The 23,757-nt window shown below is 51.6% G+C and carries 18 protein-coding genes; 17 read left to right on the forward strand and 1 reads right to left on the reverse strand.

What is annotated here, in order from left to right; translation table 11 throughout:
* Positions 1-4 precede the first annotated feature (4 nt).
* The 9 genes from SH302x_RS19195 (at position 5) to SH302x_RS19235 (ending at position 10,238) form a co-directional block, all read left to right on the forward strand.
* Positions 5-673, forward strand: a complete 669-nt coding sequence (locus SH302x_RS19195) for a class I SAM-dependent methyltransferase (protein ID WP_479364154.1) — start codon at positions 5-7, stop codon at positions 671-673.
* 403 nt (positions 674-1,076) lie between these two features.
* Positions 1,077-2,318: a hypothetical protein gene (locus tag SH302x_RS19200; protein WP_479364156.1), complete on the forward strand. Its 1,242-nt coding sequence runs from the start codon at positions 1,077-1,079 to the stop codon at positions 2,316-2,318.
* Positions 2,315-3,451: a glycosyltransferase family 4 protein gene (locus SH302x_RS19205; protein WP_479364157.1), complete on the forward strand. Its 1,137-nt coding sequence runs from the start codon at positions 2,315-2,317 to the stop codon at positions 3,449-3,451. The genes SH302x_RS19200 and SH302x_RS19205 overlap by 4 nt, the downstream gene beginning before the upstream one ends.
* Positions 3,452-3,681: 230 nt before the next feature.
* The gene (locus tag SH302x_RS19210) at positions 3,682-4,338 is read left to right on the forward strand and encodes an FkbM family methyltransferase (protein WP_479364158.1); all 657 of its coding nucleotides are present in this window, start codon (positions 3,682-3,684) and stop codon (positions 4,336-4,338) included.
* Between the two features lie 49 nt (positions 4,339-4,387).
* Positions 4,388-5,950, forward strand: coding sequence for a lipopolysaccharide biosynthesis protein (locus tag SH302x_RS19215; protein ID WP_479364159.1), 1,563 nt, complete (start codon positions 4,388-4,390; stop codon positions 5,948-5,950).
* Positions 5,951-5,972: 22 nt separating this feature from the next.
* Positions 5,973-7,025: a nitroreductase family protein gene (locus tag SH302x_RS19220; RefSeq protein ID WP_479364160.1), complete on the forward strand. Its 1,053-nt coding sequence runs from the start codon at positions 5,973-5,975 to the stop codon at positions 7,023-7,025.
* Between the two features lie 36 nt (positions 7,026-7,061).
* Positions 7,062-8,114: a polysaccharide pyruvyl transferase family protein gene (locus SH302x_RS19225; RefSeq protein WP_479364161.1), complete on the forward strand. Its 1,053-nt coding sequence runs from the start codon at positions 7,062-7,064 to the stop codon at positions 8,112-8,114.
* A 451-nt stretch (positions 8,115-8,565) separates the two neighbouring features.
* On the forward strand, positions 8,566-9,645 hold the full coding sequence (locus SH302x_RS19230) for a glycosyltransferase family 4 protein (RefSeq protein WP_479364163.1): 1,080 nt from the start codon (positions 8,566-8,568) through the stop codon (positions 9,643-9,645).
* Positions 9,642-10,238 carry a class I SAM-dependent methyltransferase gene (locus SH302x_RS19235; RefSeq protein ID WP_479364164.1) on the forward strand — a complete coding sequence of 199 codons (597 nt, stop codon included), beginning with the start codon at positions 9,642-9,644 and terminating at the stop codon, positions 10,236-10,238. Before SH302x_RS19230 ends, SH302x_RS19235 begins: the two co-directional genes overlap by 4 nt.
* A gap of 83 nt (positions 10,239-10,321) precedes the next feature.
* Here SH302x_RS19235 and SH302x_RS19240 read toward each other — a convergent pair whose 3' ends face one another.
* Positions 10,322-10,669, reverse strand: coding sequence for a hypothetical protein (locus SH302x_RS19240; RefSeq protein WP_479364165.1), 348 nt, complete (start codon positions 10,667-10,669; stop codon positions 10,322-10,324).
* Positions 10,670-10,723: 54 nt separating this feature from the next.
* Between SH302x_RS19240 and SH302x_RS19245 the strand changes: the two genes are divergently transcribed.
* The 8 genes from SH302x_RS19245 (at position 10,724) to SH302x_RS19280 (ending at position 23,537) form a co-directional block, all read left to right on the forward strand.
* On the forward strand, positions 10,724-11,554 hold the full coding sequence (locus tag SH302x_RS19245) for a glycosyltransferase family protein (RefSeq protein WP_479364166.1): 831 nt from the start codon (positions 10,724-10,726) through the stop codon (positions 11,552-11,554).
* A 46-nt stretch (positions 11,555-11,600) separates the two neighbouring features.
* A complete protein-coding gene (locus SH302x_RS19250) occupies positions 11,601-12,830 on the forward strand; it encodes an acyltransferase family protein (RefSeq protein ID WP_479364167.1) in 1,230 nt (409 codons plus the stop codon).
* A 239-nt stretch (positions 12,831-13,069) separates the two neighbouring features.
* Entirely contained in the window at positions 13,070-14,191 is a 1,122-nt protein-coding gene (locus SH302x_RS19255; RefSeq protein ID WP_479364169.1) for an acyltransferase family protein, read from the forward strand.
* Entirely contained in the window at positions 14,149-14,985 is an 837-nt protein-coding gene (locus SH302x_RS19260; protein WP_479364171.1) for a class I SAM-dependent methyltransferase, read from the forward strand. Before SH302x_RS19255 ends, SH302x_RS19260 begins: the two co-directional genes overlap by 43 nt.
* 87 nt (positions 14,986-15,072) lie before the next feature.
* The gene (locus SH302x_RS19265) at positions 15,073-16,209 is read left to right on the forward strand and encodes a glycosyltransferase family 4 protein (protein ID WP_479364173.1); all 1,137 of its coding nucleotides are present in this window, start codon (positions 15,073-15,075) and stop codon (positions 16,207-16,209) included.
* A gap of 322 nt (positions 16,210-16,531) precedes the next feature.
* Positions 16,532-17,818, forward strand: coding sequence for a glycosyltransferase family 4 protein (locus tag SH302x_RS19270; protein ID WP_479364175.1), 1,287 nt, complete (start codon positions 16,532-16,534; stop codon positions 17,816-17,818).
* Positions 17,815-19,608: an exosortase U gene (gene xrtU / locus SH302x_RS19275; protein WP_479364177.1), complete on the forward strand. Its 1,794-nt coding sequence runs from the start codon at positions 17,815-17,817 to the stop codon at positions 19,606-19,608. Before SH302x_RS19270 ends, xrtU begins: the two co-directional genes overlap by 4 nt.
* A 2,282-nt stretch (positions 19,609-21,890) precedes the next feature.
* Entirely contained in the window at positions 21,891-23,537 is a 1,647-nt protein-coding gene (locus SH302x_RS19280; protein ID WP_479364178.1) for an autotransporter-associated beta strand repeat-containing protein, read from the forward strand.
* The last annotated feature ends 220 nt before the right edge of the window (positions 23,538-23,757 follow it).

Below are 23,757 nucleotides of genomic sequence, written 5' to 3' on the forward strand. Positions count from 1 at the left end.
AACAATGGTGACCTATTCAACTAAACAACGAGCTGAACTTAGCCGCGGTACCAGTGCAAAGGCCATCTACGACATGGTCTCCCATGTTATTCAACAGCGCCATTCATCGAAAGGATTAATAGTCGATGTAGGCTGTGGTACGGGCAACCTGTGGAGTTTCGTAAAAAACAGCTTTGATCGTTATGTCGGCGTTGACGTCAAACGCTTTGATGGATTTCCGACTGATGGCGAATTTCTTGAGTTAGACCTTGATACGGGAAAGGCGCCGCTGCCAAATGACTACGCGGATGTCGTTGTCGCAGTTGAGACGGTCGAGCATCTTGAAAATCCTAGAGCCCTATTTCGTGAACTCACACGGATATGCAAGCCCGGCGGCCTGGTAATCGTAACCACCCCAAATCAATTGAGCCTTTTGAGTTTGCTGACGCTATTGTTGAAAAACCAATTCAACGCATTTACGGATCCATGCTACCCAGCTCACATCACGGCGTTATTGGAGATTGATCTCCTTCGTATTGCAAAGGAATGTTTGCTGCTGACGCCAGAGGTACATTACAGCAAGCACGGCAGAATTCCTGGCACTGCACGCCATTTTCCTGGCTGGCTTAGCAATTTCCAGCCCCGGAAATTTTCGGACAATCTTTTGGTGCTTGGACGAAAGCCGACCATATAAAATGCAAACTATGAACGTCGCGAGGGATGCTTTTCGTATAATTGGCACCGTGGTCTTCCGAGCTGTGTACAGCGGTCAATTACTAACGTAGCCTGGGTGCCTCAATCGGCAAGAATCAGCATCGTTCTGAAAGTATCGTGACGCTTATGTCAAATTACATTCTGCTCAACTCGCTCATTACGCCATTACGATCTGATTGCCCGTAAACAACTGACTCCCCGCTCAAACGTCCTACCGCGGCTTAGAATTCACGCGTATTAACTTGGCGACACATTACCTATCGCGTCGAAACTTTGCCTCTGCCCAAAAGAACTCGTCATTTCTAGGGGAATTTCGTAAATCGTTCTGGCTATTGGCTGCGCTTTTCGTTCCGCTGGCGTGCCAACTTGCGCTTTGCGTCGAAGTGCTCGCACCAATTCGAGTTGTCTTCCGCGGCGCTGCATTCGGTTTTTCATTAGTAGCGTTTGCCGCTCTACTGAGTCGAAAGCAGTTTGTAAAAAGCTATCCTCCGCAAACTCTTGCGGTGTGGGTTCTCTTTATTGTCTTTCTCGGGATCGTCAATCCCGAAAGCGCAGGACTGCTTGCTTGCATCGCGACAATTGGCTTCTATGCCGCGGTTATTTCGCCCGTTTTCTGGGTACCGAAATTACGCGTTACGTCCCAAACGCTTCGGTACATCGGCTGGGCGATGTTTTTGTTCCAGGCCACTAGTGCGTCGTTCGGAATCTTGCAGGTCTACTTTCCCGGTCAATTCCAACCGGCGTTATCAGATGTTGTAGAGAGCAGCCAATTCGGCATCGATGCCTACAGAATTCAACTTGCGAGTGGCGAAAAGTCGATTCGCCCGATGGGATTGACCGATATGCCGGGGGGAGCAGGTGTCGCAGGGTACCAAGCGTTTGTGTTTGGATTGGCAATCTATCTGTGCGAGAGAACCGTGTTCAGGTTCTTAGGATTGGGCGGGATTGGTGCAGGCCTGTTTTGTATCTACTTGTCGCAGATTCGGTCGCTGTTGATTCTCGCGGTCGTCGTCTTGATCGCCGCAGTTCTTGTGTTGATCGCCAGTCGACAAACCAAAGTTGCTGCGCAATTGGCATTCATCGGCGGTGCGCTTTTCGTCGCGGCGTTTTTCTGGGCCATTGCGGTTGGTGGTGAGAACACGCGCGCTCGTTTTGCCTCGCTCATCGAAGATAAGCCAGCGGAAGTGTATCAGTCGAACCGTGGAAAATTTTTGGAAAGGACGATCACAGAAACATTGCCTGATCATCCTTTTGGAGCGGGCCTTGGCCGCTGGGGCATGATGTACTCGTACTTTGGTCGTCGATCCGGGGTCGAGATGATTTGGGCGGAAATACAATGGACCGGATGGGTTTTGGACGGCGGAGCATTGCTTGTAATTGCTTACGTCGTCGCGATTTTAATTGCGATTCGTCTGACACTGAAAGCTAGCAGCGTCCCCTCGGATCCTTGGCTTCATCGATTTGCGATGATCATCGTAGCGTATAATGTCGGGGTTTTTGCACAGACTTTTGGGTCGACGCCCTACTCGTCCCAGTTGGGGCTTGAGTTTTGGCTGCTTAACAGCGCCATCTTCGTGTGCGCCAATCAAGTGCGGTCAAAATCAATCGTGAAGGCTTTGGCTTGAACCACCTTCCGCCCTGCGTAGCGATCATCACCGGTGACTTCGTAAAGACCGGAGGAATGGACCGAGCGAATTATGCGCTGGCCAGCTACCTGGCGAGAAGTGGAGTGCAACTTGAACTTGTCGCTCATCGCATTACACCAGAGCTATTGAATTATCCCAACGTCACTTTTCACCAGGTCCCTAAACCTGCCAAATCGTACTTTCTCGGCGCCCGTTTGCTTGCGAAGCGAGGGCATGAGGTTGGTGAGCGAGTCGCGAAACGCGGCGGGCGTGTGATCGTAAACGGCGGTAATTGTCCTTTCGGCGATATTAACTGGGTGCATTATGTGCACGCAGCGTACAAGCCCCAAGCAAGCTCGGTTCTTCGGCGCGTCAAGCGAAGGCTGATGCACCTCCGCTTTCTTCGACTAGAACAAAATTCACTTTCAATAGCGAAGCGAGTGATTGTCAACTCACATGTAACGCGTCAAGACGTGGTCAGGCATCTCGGAATTCCTCAGAGCCGAATCTCCGTGGTCTATTATGGAATCGACGGGGAGACATTTCGTCCGCCGAGTGAGGGCGAACGACTGGCATTGCGGCAAAAGTTGGGTTGGGGCAATTCTCTTAGAGTTATGTTTGTGGGAGCCCTTGGAGACCGGCGCAAAGGTTTTGACACCGTCGCCCGTGCATGGTCGCTATTGTGCTCAAGGAAGGACTGGAATGCGAAATTGGTCGTTATCGGTTCCGGGTCGGAAACCGTGCAGTGGAAAGCGTTCCTAGAGCAAAGAGGCGGCGGTGATTCACTCGAATTTTTGGGGTTTCGTTCCAACGTTCCCGAATACATGCGTGCCTCCGATTGTCTCGTGGCACCAACGCGTTACGAGGCGTATGGACTTGGTGTCCACGAAGCGTTATGTGTTGGGTTGCCGGCGTTCGTTAGTGCATCAGCGGGTGTTGCGGAGCGGTACCCTGAATCCTCGTCTGACCTGCTACTTAAGTCACCTGATGACGTTAATGAATTGGCTGTTAAGTTGGAGCGTTGGCACGCAAACCCGATGCTTTGGTCGAATCAACTTAATGACCTTGGAAAAAGTCTGCGTTCCCGCTCCTGGGATGACATGGCTTCCGAGATGCTTGACAGGATTATTTAGATCGAACACTGAGTTCGGTTCAAGGAAAGTCATGTACGTTGTCAGAGTCATAACAATTTCCGTGCAAACATATGTGAGCTATTATGCTCGCAGCGTAGTAAAGGCATAAATCGAACATGAGCTTGCTTATCGACTTCCTCCGTCCGATTACATTTCGAGGGAAGGCACGCGTTCTGAAGCGGCTTGTCCCGAGTCAGGGCACGGTATGCGCCACAGTTAACGGGTACAAGATGACGCTGGATTTGCACGATTACTGCCAGCGAATGATCTATATGGGCGCCTACGAACGTTTGGAAACGTCTATTGTGAAGTCGGTGCTGCGCCCTGGTTCGACGTTTGTCGATGTTGGGGCCAATGTCGGTTATTTTAGTCTGCTCGCTAGCAAAATCGTCGGGCCTTCGGGAAAGGTGTTGGCCTTCAAGCCCAGCATATATGTAGCAGACCGATTATCCGAAACCATTCGAGTCAATTCCATACGCACGATCGACTTGTGCCGATGTGGTTTGGGTAGCACCAACTCGCAAGCCGTTCTGTCGGACCCACATCCTTCAAATCACACACCCAGCTTTCTATCACCGGGCACCGGTTCGCCCGTTGAAATTCGAGTCTTGGACGAAGTGTTGGACGAAAAAAAGATTGAGCGGGTTGACCTGCTGAAGATCGACGTAGAAGGGTTTGAGTTGAAGGTGTTGTCAGGAACTCAGCGGGCGATCTCTGAGGGAAAGATTCGAAACATACTTATCGAATTCAATTCGCACTGGCTAAATAAAGCGGGCACTTCTTCAAAAGAACTTCACGAATGGCTAGTGAGTACTGGATTCAGTTGTGCGGACACTCCACAAGCGCCTGACGGTCCGCTGTGTAATCGGATTTACGTAAAGGTTTAACTCGTGGCGACCTCGATAGATTGATTGATCTGAATCAGACTTCGCTAAATTGAGCACATCTGAAACAATACCTGTCGCGTATGAAACTAAGCGTGAACAAGTTCTAGCGACGCGAACCGGACGCGCAGCTCTTTCTTGGCTATGGGGTATCGCGTTTACAGTCATTACTTCTCTCGTCGGGCTGGTAAGTGCGCCAGTCTTGCTTCACTATCTCGGCGACGAAAGGGTAGGGACGTGGCGTGCGGCGACCGAGATGAGCGCTTATCTGATTGTGGCAGATCTAGGCGTGTCTCTTGCTGTGGCAATTCTAATAACGCAACGTTGGCATGTGCGCAAGGAACAGTCGTTCGGTTCGATCATTAACGGCGTCGTCGAACTGCAGTGTAAGTTGCTGCTACTGGTTGTACCGATTCACATTGCCGCCTCATTGCTAATTCCGAACCTTATTGAACTTACAGCCCCCGTTCGTCGCGAGCTTACAATCGCGTTACTAATTGGTGTCATACCGGTGGCGGTCTATCCGATTGGATGGGCCCGTTCAGCGTTGGATGCCGCTCAGTTAGGTTATGTAATTCATGTGTCGATGATTTTGCAGTCACTATTCATAACGGTCCTTTCGGTCATACTCGCAATAGCCGGTTTAGGCTTGATTGGACAGGGCATCGCCGTATCGATGGGAGCAATTGTCTGCAGCGGAACATTTTGGATTGTTGCCCGAAAAAAGCTGGATATTAGCACGACACATTCAGAAAAAATAACATTTGGCAAACTCTGGCCAAACGCGCGTGCTTCGGTCACGAATAGTCTCGCGAGGAGAGTGCAAACAATGTCCGATTCCGCAATTGCAGCACTCGTTCTAGGGCCTTTCGCCGTCACTAACATGTTTCTGACTCAGCGTCTTATTGTGCTTACAACGGGCCAAGCTGGCGCGCTTGCAAATGCGACATGGGCGGCATTGCAGGATGTGGCATCGGACGGTGACTCCAATCTATTTTCAAAAAGGTACTGCGACGTTATTCGAATGATCAGCTCACTAGGGCTGGTCATTGGGTCCGCTGCGCTCGCTTTCAACGCTCCGTTTGTCCGCCTTTGGGTTGGTTCTGATTATTTTTCAGGGCCATTTCTCGGTATTGTTACATTATTGAATGTGGTTGTGTCAGCAGTCGTACTCGTACCGGCTTGGGCACTTGATATGTCTGGGGCTCCCGGGGCACGGACCCCAGGGTGCATAGCTGCCGCTTGTGTTAAACTTCTCCTCGCATACCCCTTGCTGCTTTTGCTTGGAGCTTCGGGCGTCGTTGTCGCCGCCCTGTTCACTTCGACGTTCATAGAATTTGCCTGGAACACGAGCAAGGTTAAACAAAAATTTGGCGTCGCAATTGCGGCACAGTGGCAGGCCTTAGGTAGTGGTGTGCTGCGAAGTATGCCTGTACTCGCCACTGGAATTCTCATCGCCCTTTCCGTTCCATCTGATATTTCCACCAAAATTGCGATTGAGTTCGGCCTTGCATTCGGTTTGTTCTGCTTCACATATTGCTGGTTCGGAGTGTTACGGGCAGAAGAACGGCAGCAGGTCAGACACAAACTGGCGCTAGTTTTGCGACGCCGATAGAGCCCGAAACAATGATTGACTAATGAATCCAATCCACCAAATCAGTCAAACTGCGAGGTCGTTTGCATATCGTCTCATGTGCCGATCTCCCTTACTTGCAACACTAGCTTATGCCCGCAATCGAGACTTCCAATTGGAAGCATGGGCATATGTCAATGGATTGGTTCAGGCACGCTGCGACCAACCGAGCGCTGCCGGATGGCGTTATCGTTTGCGCACCAATACGCACATTCTGGAGAAGGGGATCAGCGCGAAGGATCGTCGCGAAGTTTTCGGTGCTAAGCTTATCACGGGCACGGTTCGTGACCTGCTTACGCTTGAAAGCCTGCTTTCATCTGACGCAGATGACGACGACCGTCGGATGCACGAATGGTCGTCGGACGTACTAACTGTCTACTTCGGAGTCGTCGGTTCAGATCCCCGCATCGATGCCGCGCGTCGTCAATTCGAAGCAAGACCATGCGCGTCCCACGGTGGAACCGGCGGCGGGCCGTATCTGCGTGCCGAGCCATCTGAAGAAGGGGTATCTTACAACGATCTGTTGCAACTTGCCCGACAACGAAGAAGTGTGCGCAGTTTTTTGGATTTGCCAGTTCCCCGATCACTTGTCGATCAAGCCGTTGAAGTGGCCGCACTTTCACCAAGCGCCTGCAATCGACAACCGTTTCATTATCGCTTTATCGACGACGCCAGTCTAATCGACAAGCTTCGTGACGTGCCAGGCGGTATTAGTTGCTTCAATCGGTTGCCGATGTTGCTTGTACTCACCGGCGATATGCGTGGATGCGTCGAAAGTGTCGTGAATCGGCACGCGATCTACGTCGATGCATCACTTTCCGTTATGTCGTTCCAGTTCGCGCTTGAAACGCTGGGGCTATCGTCCTGCTGCGTCAATTGGTCCGAAACGCGTGATAAAGACCTCCGCGTTCAATCGTTACTAGGCACCCCTCCCTTCGAGCGAGTCGTGATGTTTATGGTCATCGGTTACCCTGACCGCTCGTGCCTCGTCGCTCACTCGAGTAAGAAAAGCCTCGAACGACTTCGCAGTTATAACAAAAACGGGTCACTCGATTAGTTCTTTGACGTCCATTCAATCCTTCTGAGTTTCCTTATGCGTGTTGGTACCTTGGCATTTCATTACGCTTACAACTATGGAGCGGTATTACAGTCCACCGCGCTACTTCGCGCATTATGGGAGGTCGGAGCGGATGCATGCGTAATCGACTACCGTTCGCCTGTCCATTTCGTCGAACGCCTCAAAACGCGAAATCCCTTGCGGTTGCTGCGTGCAATGCGGACGGATCGTGCGTTCAAGCAGTTTCGTGCAGAAGCATTAGTTTTGTCTGCTCCTTTGAGCACGCTCGAATCGCTTACCGCCCTAAGTCGCGAATTTGATGTCCTCGTCGTGGGCAGCGATCAGGTTTGGAACCTCCACAAAGCGTCTGAACCGGCATTGTTTCTCGATTGTCCGCTTCATGATGGCTGCAGACGGGTCGCTTACGCGGCTTGTTTTGGTTGTGATGATTCACCACCGCATCGTGTAGCACAGGTTGCGCAAGCCATCGAGCGATTTGACAGCGTCACTGTTCGCAACGAAACCAGCCAACGGGTTTTGTCACGAGACTTTAATCGACACGCTGAGGTTGCCGCGGACCCTACGCTACTCGTTGACCTCTCTGACCTTGCCGCCGAACGCCTTGTCGCCGAGGATTACACCTACGCCTTCTCAATTACGTCATCCAATCGGCTGGTGGTCGAGCAAGCAATCAGGTCCCTTCGAACAATTGACAAAAGGTCCATTGTCACTTCGGCAATGACTTGGGCCCCACGCGGGACGCACAAGGTTATCTCGGGCGCTGGCCCTAAGCAGTGGCTTTCTCTGGTGAAACATTCCAAGTTCATGGTCACCGATTCATTTCATGGAACAGTTTTTGCAATCAGGAATCGCGTTCCATTCGCTGTCTGCTTCGCTGGTGATACTAGCGCACGGATGGCTGACCTGCTCTCGCATCTTGGACTGAACGAAAGGATGACTTCTAGCCCAACGAGAGACTGGCTCACCGAGCTGGCAAATGTCGAGATCGAATGGGACCAAGTGCATCACAAAATTGCCAAACTACGCGAACGCTCAATCGCTCTCCTCGCCGACTCATTGAATGTATAGCACCTAGCTGAAACGGTCCCCATACAGCCATCTTTGAGTGCACAGCTTTTACGAATCAACCTAGTCACAGCGTTCCTCGCAACCATGAATTACGATTCCTGGCTGCTTTTGGACAAACATTCACTGCCCCATTCCAAGCGATTCGAGAACCATTCGACGTACGATAGACTTGAATCTTTATAACGCGGGGAGGTCAAAGCGGGTAGCCCCGCTCGTAGTCCCTCGTTATCAGAACGTCGCAAAATTGGTTCTCCGTGCAAGAGCAAACCCAGCAGCAAGCCTCCATTTTTTATATTCAGAATCTACATAAAAGTACTGGTGCAAGATCGCCGCAATGTCCGTTTTATCCAATAAGGGAAACATTTCAAGAAACGCTCGTTTGAGCCCAAGAAAACTACTCACCATTGGGCACTCCTACGTGCTTCGGGTGAATCGGATCTTAGCAAACGAAATGCAAAAACAATCGAATAACGCGTGGGAAGTCACCGCCGTTGCGCCAAATTACTTTCATGGAAAAAACGACATCCGACCCGTTGAATTCGATCCCGATCCGAATGAGGTCATTCGTGTCGCCGCCATTCCAGGTCGTTTTTCAAAACGAGTGCATTTTTTCCACTACGGTTCTCAACTCAAGACAATCTTACGAGAAGGCTTTGACTTGGTGCACGCCTGGGAAGAACCATACATTACTGTGGGCCTGCAAATTGCAACGGCCACCCCCAAGCATGTTCCGCTGGTGTTTCGCACCGCGCAAAGTCTAAATAAGAACTATGTCTTCCCGTTCAACTGGATCGAGCGCTACTGCGTCGATCGGATGAGCGGGTGGATTTTTAGTGGCCGTCTTGTGGAGAAAAATTTGTTAGCGAGACCCGGTTACGCCCAGCGGCCGCGATGCCAAGCACCTCTCGGATTCGACCCCGCAATGATTTACGTCAACCGCAGGCTAGGCGACGAAGTAAAACGTAAGTTCAGCTGGGACAACTCGGTTCCTGTCATTGGCTATCTCGGACGGTTCGTCGAAGACAAAGGGTTGGCGGTTTTGATGGATGCTTTAGATCAAGTCGATGCTCCTTGGCGATTGTTACTCGTAGGAAACGGTCCAATGTTGCCAACACTGCGCAAATGGGCTGAGCGACACACCACACGCGTTGGTTTTTGCACGGACGTCAAACATCAAGATGTCAACGCTTACATCAACGCCATGGATATCCTTTGCGCACCCAGCTTGACGATGCCGAATTGGCGCGAGCAATTCGGACGAATGCTCGTTGAAGCATTTGCGTGTGGTATTCCTGTGATTGGTAGTGACAGCGGCGAGATTCCTTATGTGATCGGAGACGCAGGTGTCGTAGTGCCAGAGCGGGATGCCGTCGAACTTGCTCAAGCAGTCGAGGCAATGCTCGGCGATGAGAAACGCCGCCAGGAACTTGCGGCTCGTGGTCTGGACCGCGCGCACGCAGAATACACTTGGGGTCGAATCGCTAAAAAAACGGTTGGCTTCTTTGAAGAAATTTTGGAAACATCGAAATGAATTTAAAGTTCTGGTTGCAACGCCCGCACCTGATACTTCCCCGGTTGCGATTTTGGCTCTACGAACGGGCCAACACCGATAAGCCGTGGCTTTGTAGGGGGACCGTTGAGTTCTTGGACCGTCACCTTGATGGCAATATGAAGGACGTGGAGTTTGGTAGCGGACGAAGCACGCGTTGGTTGGCCACAAAACTTCAATGGCTGGTCAGCGTGGAACACAACGCCCAGTGGCACAAGATCGTCACCTCCCAACTCCAGGAGTCGGGCGTAAAAAACGTTGATTATAGGATGGTTTCACTGGATCATCCGGACACAATCCCCGACAAAGGGAAGTTCGAAATCACACCGACATATGTCGCAGTGTTGGATGAGTTTGAGGACGCGTCAATCGATTTCGTTCTGGTAGACGGTCATTACCGAACTACGTGCGTGCAACACGCCATCGGCAAGATCAAACCAGGAGGATTTTTGGCAGTTGACGATACGAATATGTGGGACCGAATCGGTGGCGTGCCGGTTCCTGAAAGCTGGAGTTGTGTGGAGACCAGTTCGAATGGCCTCAAGACGGCGAAAATCTGGCAACGTCCGTGTTGATGGATTACGAAGTCGACTTGCATGCGCCATTGAGCAAACCTTGAGGTCTCCGTAGGCGAGATAAGATTAACAGCATTCAAATTTTAACCGGTGAGTATCCGCCCGATCACGGCGGCGTTAGCGACTACACGCAAACGCTTGCCGAAACGCTGGCAGTCGACGATTGGGATGTTCATGTTTGGGCACCCGGGGCCCGCGAATCTCACGAACGGGTCTCCAAGACCCTGACGCTGCATCGCATTTGCGGTCGATTCGGTCTGATCGCTTTGAGGCAGTTGGGGCGCGGGATGAGGTCGATGCCTCGACCACGCCGCCTGCTTGTGCAGTATGTCCCCCACGCCTTCGGGTGGAAAGCGATGAACCTCGCATTTCCGATCTGGCTTTTGTACCGAAGTTGCTGCAAAGGCGATCAAGTCGAGGTGATGTTTCACGAGGTCTCTTACCCTTGGGTGCGTTCGCCGCTGAAGCATAATCTAATTGCTGCGATGAACCGAATCATGGCGGCCCTCTTCGTTATGGCCTCCCAGCATATTTTTGTATCAATCCCGGCGTGGATTTCTCTGCTTCCATTTCGCCGTCGCAAGCCAATTGACGTCTTGGGAATCCCCGCCAACATTCCCAAAGCCGCTGATCACTTTGACCGTGATTCGCTTCGCACACAGATTTTGCCTTCTTCCAATCAAGGCCAGTACATTGTCGCTCACTTCGGAACCTATGGATCACTGATCGGATCGACGCTGGCCGCCACGATCACTGCTTTGCTGCGGGCTAGAAGTGACGTCATGGTGTTGCTGCTTGGTGGTGGTGGCGACCGATTTCGTGAATCATTGCTGGAGACGCTTCGCTCGCAAAAAAGAATGAGTGAAAAGCCAAACGATGGGTGCAGAGACGGGACGGAAACTTGCGACGTTGCCGACCGGATTGTCGCAACAGGGCGGTTAAGTGCAGTGCAAGTCGCGGAACATCTCGCCGTGGCCGACGTCGCCATCCAACCCTATCCCGATGGTTGTAGCGGACGCCGCGGATCGTTGATGGCGTCATTGATCAATGGCGTTCCGGTGGTTACTAATCTTGGGCATCTCAGTGAACCGCTTTGGGCCGATTCAGGAATTTGTGTCGTCCCAAAGCCCGACGAAGCAGCAGCTCTCGTTACAGCGATTGGAGAATTGCTCGACGATCCGGTGCGACGTGAAGCAGTAGGCAAAGCAGGCGAAAATGTCTACGCCGAACATTTTTCATTAGAAAATACGTTACGAGTGCTACTAAGTGCCGAAGCGAATGCGCAATCTTGCAATCTCGACCGATCCACGGCGTGATGCGTTTGCTTAACGCCCGGAATGCAATCGGAGTGTTGACTGAACGATGAGTAGTGTCCTCCAATCCGATCGTACAGAGCATTCGAGCGAATCTACCGCTGGCAAGCCTCGCCCAGAATATGTGAAGTGCTTAGACGGTGTGAGAGGCATCGCAATTCTCATGGTATTATTTTTTCACACCAACGGTCAATTGATTTTCCAAACGAATGCGAGACAAGAAGAGTCTTCATTTGGTCGCATATTCTCATGGATTGCGGACCAAGGATCGCGCGGGGTTGACCTGTTCTTTGTCCTGAGTGGATTTCTTATTACCGGAATTTTGCTGTCCTCGCTCTCAGTTCCTAGTAAGCGATACTTTGTAAATTTTTATATGCGCCGGTCGCTTCGGATTTTCCCCCTTTACTTTGGGATACTTTTTGTAGCATTTGTCGTGGTTCCGATTTTGGGCATTCAATATACGACTGCGGGCATGAAACAAGCGTCGGACAATCAGTTATGGCTATGGCTGTACGCCTCGAACTTTGGCATGGCTTTGCAGGGATTATCGTTCGGACGATTTGGCCACTTCTGGACACTGGCGATCGAAGAGCATTTCTATTTGGTGTGGCCCGCGATTGTGCGAATTTTCGAGGGGAAGAAATTACTTTGGGTTTGCCTAACGATCATCATTGGGGCGACCATCTGTCGGTTGGCGTTTGTCGTTAATGACCAATTGCCTGCCGCGCACTTGTTGACGCCCTCCCGTGCGGACGCGCTCGCTCTCGGTGGCCTTCTAGCGTGGTGTCTTTTGAAGCAGGATGGTCGCTACGATGTTTCGGCGGCATTACGAGATTATGCATGGTGTTGTTTTGCCGTGACCTTGTCGATCGCTTTGTGGGTAGCATACTTGCCCAAATCATCGCTGAGTCCCTACCTCGACAAAGTCCTGATGCCAAGCCTAGTGGCGGCCTGCAGTGCTTCTCTCATCGTCGTTGCGTTGCCGTCAAGTGTTGCCGTGAGCGCATCCTGGCTGCAACGACTGTTGTCACACGGCCTTCTTTGTAGCTTCGGGAAATACAGCTACGGGATTTATGTCTATCACGTCCCTCTCATACCGTTGACTTATGTCGCCTCTACGAAGCTTGCGAGCAAGGTTGGTGTAACGCCCGATTCATTCCCATTTTCCGTTCTATCAATCTTGTATTTTCTCATTACCTGTGTCGCCTGCCTTTGTGTATCGAAGTTGAGTTGGGTGTTTTACGAAAAGCCATTTCTCAACTTAAAACGATACTTTTGATCAGAATGCCGTTGGAAAAACATGTTCTCTTCGTTTTCCAAGTACGACGTTGAATAGTTATGTAGTCTTTGCCGCTGCAAGATACGGCAGGCGGTTACTATTCGTCGGTGAATCTTGAATCATTGATTGCCTCACATTATGAGAATCGCTGATCAACGCCAGAGCGATTGGGGCTTGACTTGGCTGTAATTGTCGCACAATCGAGACCCGAAAAGGAAATCGTAAAAGAACGAGACTCGGTGGACCTACCTGCGAAGCCCGCACTCGCTTCGGATATACCCAGCCTTACAGGGATCCGTGGCATCCTCGCGCTTTGGGTGGTGATCTATCACTTTTGGCCCGATGTACTGGCGCTATTTCCTGCCTGCGATCTCTTTTCGCCGATCATCGGTAGAGGGCATTATGCTGTCCCTGCCTTCTTCATTCTCAGTGGTGTGGTGCTAGCACACAACTACCGGCAACTGGGGGGCTCGCCAACTCTTAGTTCATTTACTCATTTTTTGTTCAAGCGGCTAGCACGAATTTATCCGGTCCACTTTGTGTCATTGATGGTCGTTTTGGCAATGGTGGTCGTGAGCCGAAGCCGCGGATGGAGCATTGATGAGTCTGGGTACAGTTGGTCCGACTTCGGACTGAACCTTTTCCTAGTTCACACATGGGTACCCCATTTTTCACTCAACTGGAACTATCCGTCATGGTCCATTAGTTCGGAATGGTTCGCGTACCTGTTTTTCATTCCATTAATGGTTCTATGCCATAGGTTGTCGGAACGATTGGCTTGGTTGGCATTCGCAATGTCGATCATTGGTACGCTTGCAATTTACTACAGTCCCAAGGATATGCCGTTTCGCGAGTTGCTCTGTGTCGTGCCGACTTTTGCATCAGGCGCGATCTTTGTGTACGCATGGCATGCTAGCACCACTTCGAATGTCGCGTCCATAATCCGATCTACCGCCAGTCGATTGGAAATTGCTCCTTTGGCTCTGATTATCGCGAGTTGCTACGTACCATCGCCTTATTCCTCCGCCTGTCTACTGCTATCGTTGGGAGCATGCATCGCATCGCTTTATGTCGCGGTCCCAACAAACAATAGGCTGTTTAGCTGGAAGCTCGTAAGAAGCCTCGGGGAGGTTTCGTATTCGTTGTATATGACTCATACACTAGCGCAGAAGATTTTATATCAACTGCTGCCGTCGCGGCAGTATGTTGATTCAGGTGTGGTCAGCAAATTAATGATCGTTATCATTTATTCGCTGCTCATTGTTCTGTTCACCTGGGGAATGTATTCTTTCATTGAGCGTCCGGCGAGAAGAATCAAATGGACGAGTCTCTATTCAAGTTCACGCAAGCAATGCGTGTAGGTGCAGGAGTCTTTTGGATGATAGGTATCCGTATGAAATCATGGTTACGCTCTTTGATTCCGAAATCGCTTTTGAAGGCGAGGCACCGTGCAATTCTGGCGAAGGAAAGCCGTCGGAATGCAACCCGTTCGCCGGCTGAGGTTTTTTCAGAAATTTACAGAAATGGAAAGTGGGGGAATGTTCCAGGAGGCTTCTGTTCCGGATCTGGTTCATCGGACGATACTATCACAGTCCCTTACGTCACGACAATAAACTCAATTCTTGGATCTTTTGGCGACAAAAAACCCACCGTTGTAGACCTTGGCTGTGGCGATTTCCAAGTTGGCAGTCGATTACTGAATGAATGCGGCGCCTATATCGGAGTTGAAGTGGTGCCAGACTTGGTACGGCATCTACAAGCGTCAGTGAATGATCCACGTGCACAGTTTTTTTGCCTTGACATCGTAAGAGACGAACTACCCAACGGTGACATCTGCTTGATCCGACAGGTATTTCAGCATTTGTCCAACCAACAAATTTCGGCGGTGCTTAAGAAGCTGGATAAGTACCCTACCGTAATTATCACAGAACATTACCCATCCGCTGACCTCAATATCGAACCGAATCGCGACAAGGTACACGGCAGCGGCATTCGGCTCTTCGAAAATTCTGGCGTGTACTTGGACAAACCACCGTTTAATGTTCCCTCAACAAATATGGTAATGATCCTGGAAGTCAAAAGCCATGGTTTTGAAAATCAATACGATCCAGGAGTTATCAGAACATATCGTCTATCAAATGCCCAAATCGTTTAACGCTGCGCATTAACTCGACTTGTAACTTTATTAAGGAGTCGATGCGCATGATCTATCCAAAACGTTATTCTTCAAAAAAGTTATTGCATGAATGAAGCCTATCGCTTGGCCATTCTTCCCGATTTTCGGGAAGAGCAATGGCCGAGCATGGACTTGGTCGCGGATAAACTTCAGGAGTATTTGACGCGAAGTACCGCGTGTGGCCTGGATGTTGATTCATTTCAACCAGCTTTTCGAAAGATAGCAACAGCCTTGCCGTCTTCGGTCCGTTTGCCAACACGTTTTAACATTGATCGTTTGTTGAATCGATTGCTGGTCTACCCGCGTCAGGCTCGCAAACTGGTTGGCAACTATGATCTATTTCACGTCGCGGACCATACTTATGCTGCCCTGGTTCATTCGCTTCCCCGTGCGCAAACGGGGGTCTACTGCCATGACCTAGATGCCTTCCGCTGCTTAATCGAACCGCAACTGGAACCTCGTCCATGGTGGTTTCGGAAGATGAGCTCCCATATCCTTGCCGGGATGCAAAAGGCAGCCGTAGTCTTTTGCAACTCGATGTTTACACATCACGAGATTGTTTGCCATAACCTTGTTTCAGAACGCACATTGGTTTACGCCCCGCTGGGGGTTTCCGAAGAGTTTCAATACGAATCCAGCTCCGCAGAGTTGCCTGCTTGGTTGCATGCGGTCGGCGATAACCCTTGGATTTTGCATGTCGGCAGTTGTATTCCTCGAAAGCGAGTGGATGTCTTACTCAAGATTTTTGCTCGAGTTCGTCAACAGTGCCCTGACGTGCAACTGGTCAAAATCGGTGGCGAATTCTCGACCGAGCAACGCGGCCTGATCCAGTCTGCTGGATTGGAGTCGTCGATCATCCATGTCACGGGCGTTTCTCGCGCGGAGATGGCGGTCGCTTATCGCATGGCGACCTGCGTTCTCGTCACCAGTGAGGCCGAAGGTTTCGGATTGCCAGTCATCGAGGCGCTAGCGTGCGGTGCTTGTGTGATCGCCAGCGACATTCCTGTGCTGCGTGAGGTAGGCGGAGACGCTTGTTTGTACCAGCATGTAGGGGACGTTGCTCAATGGGCCGATACGGTGCAACAAGTGATAGAAAAGAATGCAATTGCCCCGGCGATTACAGCCAGGTTGCAACAAGCGTCGAAGTACACTTGGGAAAACCATGCGAAGATCATCGCTGATGCGTATGCGAAGCTGCTTTAGTAGCAATGCACAGCATGCGGGCCTCGTTCCAGGCTCTGGCTGGAATGCGAGTAATGAGGCTCCGCCTCACTTCTTTCATACTTCCAGGGAGGCGGAGCCTCCGATGACTGATTCCAAAGTAGCTCAGCGACTCCGCTCGCCGAGACGGGAACGAGAAAGTTCCTCAGCGACTCCGTTCGCTGAGAATAAATCCATGTGGGCGGAGCCACATGGGCACAGTGGCTCAGCGACTCCGCTCGCTGAGTAAGAACAAATCCATATGGACGGAGCCGCATGGGCACGTTGCGCGTTTCAGCTTACAATAGCCTAATCTAATCTTTTCATGCAAATCGTTTTCCTTGCCCCAATAGGACATGTCGGAGGTGCCGAACGTGTCCTGCTGAACTCGCTGCAGCAGCTGAAGGAACGACGGCCCGATTGGCGTCTGCATGTGGTGCTGTGCAGTTCTGGCCCGCTCGAACAATCTGTTCAACGGCTTGGAATTACGACGTCCGTCTGCGCTCTGCCTGCCCGATTCCAAAAGCTTGGCGATGCGCAGGGCAGCTTCTTGCAACTGCTTCGACGCTACATCGCCTCTATTTGGCTCGCATGGAGCCTGCCTCTCTACCTATGGCGATTGAGGGCTCACGTCGATACCTTCGGCCCCGAGCTAATCTATAGCAATGGCCTCAAGACACATCTGTTTTCCGCTTGCATCAAACGTCGCGGTTGTAAATTGATGTGGCATGCGCATGATTTCTACGCATCCAGACGATTGGCCAAACGCCTGCTGGCCTTGGCCGCTGGACGCGTTGACAAGGTGATTGCGATTTCACAAGCGGTAGCCACCGATTTTTCTTTTGTCAGCCGCGTTCCGACTATTGTCGTTGTGCACAACGGAGTCGATGTGGAACGATTCAGACCAAGTGCGAGCTATTGCGATTCTCCGAGCTTAAGCCTTGACGCCTCGTACGGCCAACCCACAACGGCAGCAACCGCGACAGACTCGCGTTCGCATGAAACAGATCTCGATAAAAAGTTGCTGATGACGGACGCCGCCCAAACCGCCATCAAAGTTGGATTAATCGCCACTTATGCCAAATGGAAAGGGCATGACCAATTCATCGCGGCGGTCGCAAGGGTGCCAGGGGTAATTGGATATATCATCGGAGGTCCTATTTATCAGACAGACGGGTCGCAGTGGACCAAGGAACAACTGGAAGTAATCGCTGGCAAACTGGGAATCCGCCAGCGCATCGTGTTTGTCGATTTTCAAACTGACACATCTGCCTTTTATCGCACCCTTGATGTCGTGGTGCACGCAAGTACGAAGCCAGAGCCGTTCGGCTTGACGATTGTCGAAGCGATGGCTAGTGGGCTTACCACGATTGTCTCAATGTCTGGAGGAGCCATCGAACTATTTAAAGACGGGGTGGAGGCAATTGGATATACTACCAACAACGTGGACTCATTAGCAGAAGCGTTGGACGCGATGGTTGCTGATCCCGCCAAACGCAACTCGCTTGGCGCGGCGGCCAGACGGCGAGCCGTAGCAGATTTTTCGCTGCCAACGTTTGGTCGAAAACTGGTAGCCGCAATAGACGATTTATTGATCAAAGAACGCCTATGAATCGTTGGCTTAAACTGACATGTATTGGGTTGGCATTTGCAGCCGCCTTTGGCTATCCGCTTGTCCGCTTCTTCCTCTGGCAACTGGAAAGACCCGAGTATCAAGCGTTCCCATTCGTCATCGCCAGCATTGTCGGAATCACCTATCTGCGAATTCGAAATCAGACCGGCTCACAGACGACGGTTCCACTTTCAAATCACAACTCGCAGTGGTGGCGGAGCATCCTTCACAGCATACTGATGGTGCTCGCATCCGTTGGCGCCTGCGTCGCGGCCTATGCCGGCAGTCCGTGGTTGTCAATGTTGACCTTCATACTCCTGTTAGGGACATTACTCTTTCCGCTCAAGTCATCGGGAATCCAACATCTCGTCGGTCCATGGACGTTGCTTTTCCTGCTTTTGCCGTTACCACTGAATCTTGATCGACAGTTAATCACCAAACTACAACTGCTCAGCAGTTGGCTTAGCAGCCAAGTGCTGGAAGCGATCGGCGTCTTGCATTTGCTGCGCGGCAATACACTCAAGATCTCGACCAAGGATCTGTTTGTTGATGAAGCGTGCAGTGGCATCGTGTCACTAATCACGATTATTTCAGCGATCGCGATCTACTGCGTTTGGCAGTGGCGGTCGCTGGTCCATGCCCTGGCCATGATTCTGCTGGGCGTGGTCTGGACGGTGATGATGAATACGCTGCGCATCGTGATCATTGCCGCCGCGCTGGATTGGTGGCAAGTCGATTGGTCTGAGGGCACTTCGCATACGGTTTTGGCCGTGGTGTTGTTTGTGGTCAGCTTGGGCGTCCTGAAGTTGATGGATGGCTTTCTGGATGAGTTCTTTCAGCCGATCGACACCGATGACAATCCGCTGGGCGAGGAGCAGTTGATGCGAGCCGGTTGGATGTTGCGCGCTTGGGATCGCTGGTTTGCCAATGGCAGGTTGGAGGCTGACGACTGGAAACTGGAGCCTGAATTTCACTCTCCCTCTGGGAGAGTCGCCGCAGGCGGAGAGGGAGCCTTGAGCCGCAATGCGCAGCATGCGGGCCCTGCAAACGACACCGAGGCCCGCACGCTGCGCGTTGCGGCTTATGTTCCGTGGCCAGTTACTGGGGTTTTATTGCTGGCGGGAATTTTACAGATTTGGACCGCTCCATGGGAAAACATTGTGCCGACCGACCAAGAGCTTGATACCGCGATTGCCATGAGCTTCGACGGAAGCTGGAATCCAGTTGATAAAATGGCGGGGATTGCGCTAGTGTCCTTCAAAACCGAGCATCGTGATGCGAGAAGTATTTATGGGGAGTATTCCAAAGTTTGGACAGTAACCAATAAGTCTGGACGGGAGTACATTGTTTCGCTTGATTTCCTATTTGGGCCTGGCTGGCACGATCTACGAGAATGTTATAGTGGCAGTGGCTGGAACATGAGCGATTATCAAGTAATTGAGCGAGCGGCAATGCGCGATCTCAGTAATGCATCCTACGTCCAATTTGACCTGAATCGCGACTCAGATCGTGCAACAGGCTTCGTTAATTTCTTGGGCTTTCGCGCCGATGGTTCAAATGTCCTTCGAAGGTCCGCGTCAATAATCGGCGGATCGATTTCGGGTTTCGTACAACAACTGTTAGATCGGTTTGCGAGTCAGATTACACAAGAGCAGGTAGGAGTCTATTATCAATTGCAAGTTGTGACTTTTGGTGGCGAAATTACGCAGCTTGAGCGGCAGGAAGCCAGGGAGTTATTGTTTATTGCTCGCCAAGAGCTGACGAAAAAGATCGCAATTTTGCCTGAATGAATTGTTGGTGTTTTCACTCAACGGCAACATATCCACCAACCTTTACGTTAACGAACGCTCCATTTTCGATTTACTTAGAAATGCAGCCGTTGGCTACTCTGTCTATTGTTCAAAAAAAGGTTTGTCGCGCGCGTATTCGCCGCTTTCGTGCAATCTATCGCTACTCGTTCTAGGCTCTGCCTAGAATGTTCTTGATGAGGCTCCGCCTCACTATGTGACTGCAGGGAGGCGGAGCCTCCGAGGAATGATTCCAGGCAGAGCCTGGAACCAGTGGAGATTGCCCCTCTCCGCCTGCGGCGACTCTCCCAGCGGGAGAGTGAATGTAGCTCAGTGACTCCGTTCGCTGAGATGACTTCCATGTGGGCGGAGCCACATGGCTACACGTTACTCGTTCTAGGCTCTGCCTAGAATGCTCTTGATGAGGCTCTGCCTCACTATGGTGACTTGCAGGGAGGCGGAGCCTCCGAAGAGTGATTCCAGGCGGAGCCTGGAACCAGGGGCAAATCATGACACCACCTCTCGTTCTAGGCTCTGCCTCACTACAGCGACTTTCAGGGAGGCGGAGCCTCCGAGGAGTGATCCAGGCAGAGCCTGGAACCAGTGGAGATTGCCCCTCTCCGCCTGCGGCGACTCTCCCAGCGGGAGAGTGAATGTAGCTCAGCGACTCCGTTCGCTGAGAAGACTTCCATGCGGGCGGAGCCGCATGGCTACACGCTACTCGTTCTAGGCTCCGCCTAGAATGCTCTTGATGAGGCTCCGCCTCACTACAGTGACCTGCAGGGAGGCGGAGCCTCCGAGCAGTGATTCCAGGCGGAGCCTGGAACCAGAAAACGCTTTGGAGGGTCGGGCGTTGTCGTAGCCATGCGGCTCCGCCCGCATGGAAATTCTACTTTCTACTTTCTCCCCGCTACTTTCTCCCTGCCCCTCTCCGCCTGCGGCGACTCTCCCAGCGGGAGAGTGAAGTAGCTCAGCGACTCCGATCGCTGAGAAGACATCCATGCGGGCGGAGCCGCATGGGCACAGGGACAAAACCTGACGCCAGTGACAAAAAATCAAAAAAATTTCTTGCACTCGTATATACCCGCTTCAGGGCGTTTGCGGGGCCATTGGCTAAGAAGTAACAGGCAAGCGATCGGTATCGGCCAAGTAAAGTTCCTGGGGACACACGCGCGCAGAGTTGGACATTGCAGATTGGCAAGGTCGGTTCGAGACCCATTACCAGCCGCGACGTGAACAAGTGCGAGCGTATAGCCTGGGAATTGGCTGCGTCCTGGCGGGAGGAGCGTACAGGGCGGTTTGGCGGGATCGCGGCCCTAGCGGTGGTAGTGGCAAGTGCCGGTTAGGACGGTAAACCGAACAATTTTGCTTGACGCGTTCCGGTCCATGCCTATGCTAGCAGAGATTCTTGTGGACCTCTCCTCCACAAAGCACAGTATTGGCGGCAAGTGTTGACGACGGCGTCGACCATTCTTGACTGTGATGGATTTGAACGACAAGCCCGGATGCGCCTCGTTCCAGGCTCTGCCTGGAATGTGGTCAATGAGGCTCCGCCTCACTACCGTGACTTCAGGGAGGCAGAGCCTCCGAGGAATGATTCCAGGCGGAGCCTGGAACCAGTTGCCTGGACGACAAGCCCGGATACGCCTCGTTTCAGGCTCTGCCTGGAATGTGGTCGATGAGGCTTCGCCTCACTACCGAGACTTCAGGGAGGCAGAGCCTCCGAGGAATGATTCCAGGCGGAGCCTGGAACCAGTTGGCTGGATGCGACGCGTTGTAGGCTTTGCCTGGAATGCGATTAAGAACTAATCCGAACACCCGAGAAGTAGTATGGGCTTCCAGCCCGTCGAGGGTGTTCGAATAGGTTCTAAGTAGGGTATGCCTCAATGCATTAAAATTGGTGTAGGGAGGCGGAGCCTCCTTGAAGTGATTCCAGGCGGAGCCTGGAACCAGAGCTCCGTCTCAATGCATGAGTAGTGCAAGGAGGCAGAGCTTCCGTGGAACGATTCCAGTCGGAGCCTGGAACCAGGGATGCTTCATCAAACCTTAACTGAATACTCACTGGAAATTGGTAGCAATGGAAACGATGCTTCCTACAATCGGAAAAGTCATTTGGTCGAGGATCGGGTTTGGGCGTTGAGCCGTCGGATGCGTGGCATCGGACGAGATAGGATCGCTCAACATAGGAATGGAGACCAGGTATTTAAATCAACGGTCGCTTTGCGAATTAGATATCGCGAGGCTGGTCAACACGTCAATCGAAACAACATTCAAGAGGTTTTTCAATGTGGAAAAAGAGTTTATTAAGTGTGCTAGGTAAAGCTACGCAAGGGATATGGCAAGGAGAACAATTGCCAGTGCATGTTGATAGAAAGAAGCCGTCGTCTGTTTTTGGGAAACTAAACTTAGGCACTACAAGTATTTGGACTTACTGCATAATTTTTTGCAGTGTTCAAGTTCTCTACTGCAGCAGGACGAACGGCCAAACCACGCGTACTTGGACAGCGACCGGTACTAGTTCTGCTTGGCTATCTAACAACAATTGGTCGCCAAACACAAATTATGCAGGTACTTCACTTCGCAATACCGGAACCGAAACGGCGGGAGCAGCTAGTGACATTGCCGTGTTCTCGAACAACTACGCTGCGGCAGGAGTGAATTTAAATAACACAGGCGCTGGCGGGCTGACTGTTGGTGAGATCCGAGTCTCAGGGACGAACACTCTCACTGTTGGTAATAGTAGTTCGGCAGGTACTGGTCGCACTATCTCTCTAGGTTCAAATACCCCCATTACTGTCACTAATGGCAATCTTGTTTTCGGATCAATTGGAGGAACAGCAGCAAACCTGTCCTTCAACGTTGACTTGGCAGGAACTGCTCCATCGGTAAATGTGGCAAGCGGCAGTTCAGTTGACTTTGGAAGGTCTGGTAACCTAGCTACTGTAACGCTCGGGGGTTCAAATGGATTCTCGCTATCCGGCGGTGGAACAATGCGGATCTATAATCCAAGTACCCTAACTGGTACAATTTCTGTCAACGCGGGAGTACTAGACTCATTTAGCACACTGGCTGATACAGCAGACATTTCCGTTAATGGCGGAAGTTTCAACATGCGAGTTTCAGATACGGTCGGCAGTGTTAGCTTGGAAAGCGGAACGATAACTAGAACCGGCACATCTGCAGTCCTCACCGGGACGTCCTACAGTCTGACAGATAGCGGTTCTATTAGTGCGGTGCTAGGCGGGACAGGTGCACTTACAAAGACAGGTTCTGGAACCGCGACGCTATCAGCGGCTAACACGTATACGGGCGTGACCACTGTAACCTCTGGAACTCTTGATGTTACTGGATCCATCGAAAGTCCAACAATTAATGTTGGGGCAGCCGGAGAATTGAACTCAGCCGGGGCACTGAATCTTACAGCAGGAAACTCTGTCGTCGATGGATTTCTTGATGGTGCGGGATTGGTAACTGTTGGCTCCGGTGCGAGCCTTGGCGGAACTGGTATCATCTTCAATGATGTAGAATTTGCGTCCGGATCAAATCTTTTTGTATCAGACATTAGCAGTCCACTCACCATAGACGGCAATGTGTCGTTCGATGGCTTTGGATTGTCAAACCTTCTCGGCTGGGATTTTTACACAGCCGGTATCGGGACGTATACCGTTCTCGCTGGCGATAATATTGCTACAACGGGACTACTGAACTTTGGAATCGCAAATGCCTTAGATCTGGGTAACGGTAACTTGGCTTACTTCCAAAGCGGTAGCCTTGATGTTGTGATTGCGGCTGTTCCCGAACCTACTTCGATCATTTTCGGATCGATCGCGGCAGCGGCGGGTGGTTTTGGGGCTTGGAAGAGAAGACGTAGAAGTTTGAAGGGTGAAGTTGGAAGTTTGAAAGAAGAAGAAGATGATGTGCTGAGTGCTTAGTTGCTAGATGCGAAAGCCTAGCGGACGGCATTCGGAGGCAGCCTGCTACGTTCGCGTACGCCTGGCGGCTGACGGTTAAACGAAAACGATGCGAGATCATCTGGCAAGTTGACGATGAGTGGGTGCCCCCCCTCCCCGATCGCTCGCGGAGCTCGCGTCCGACCCTCCCCGAAAGGAGGGTGAAGAAGAACGCGGATGCCTAGCGGCTGACGGTTAAACG

Source organism: Njordella calcicola (assembly GCF_056494125.1).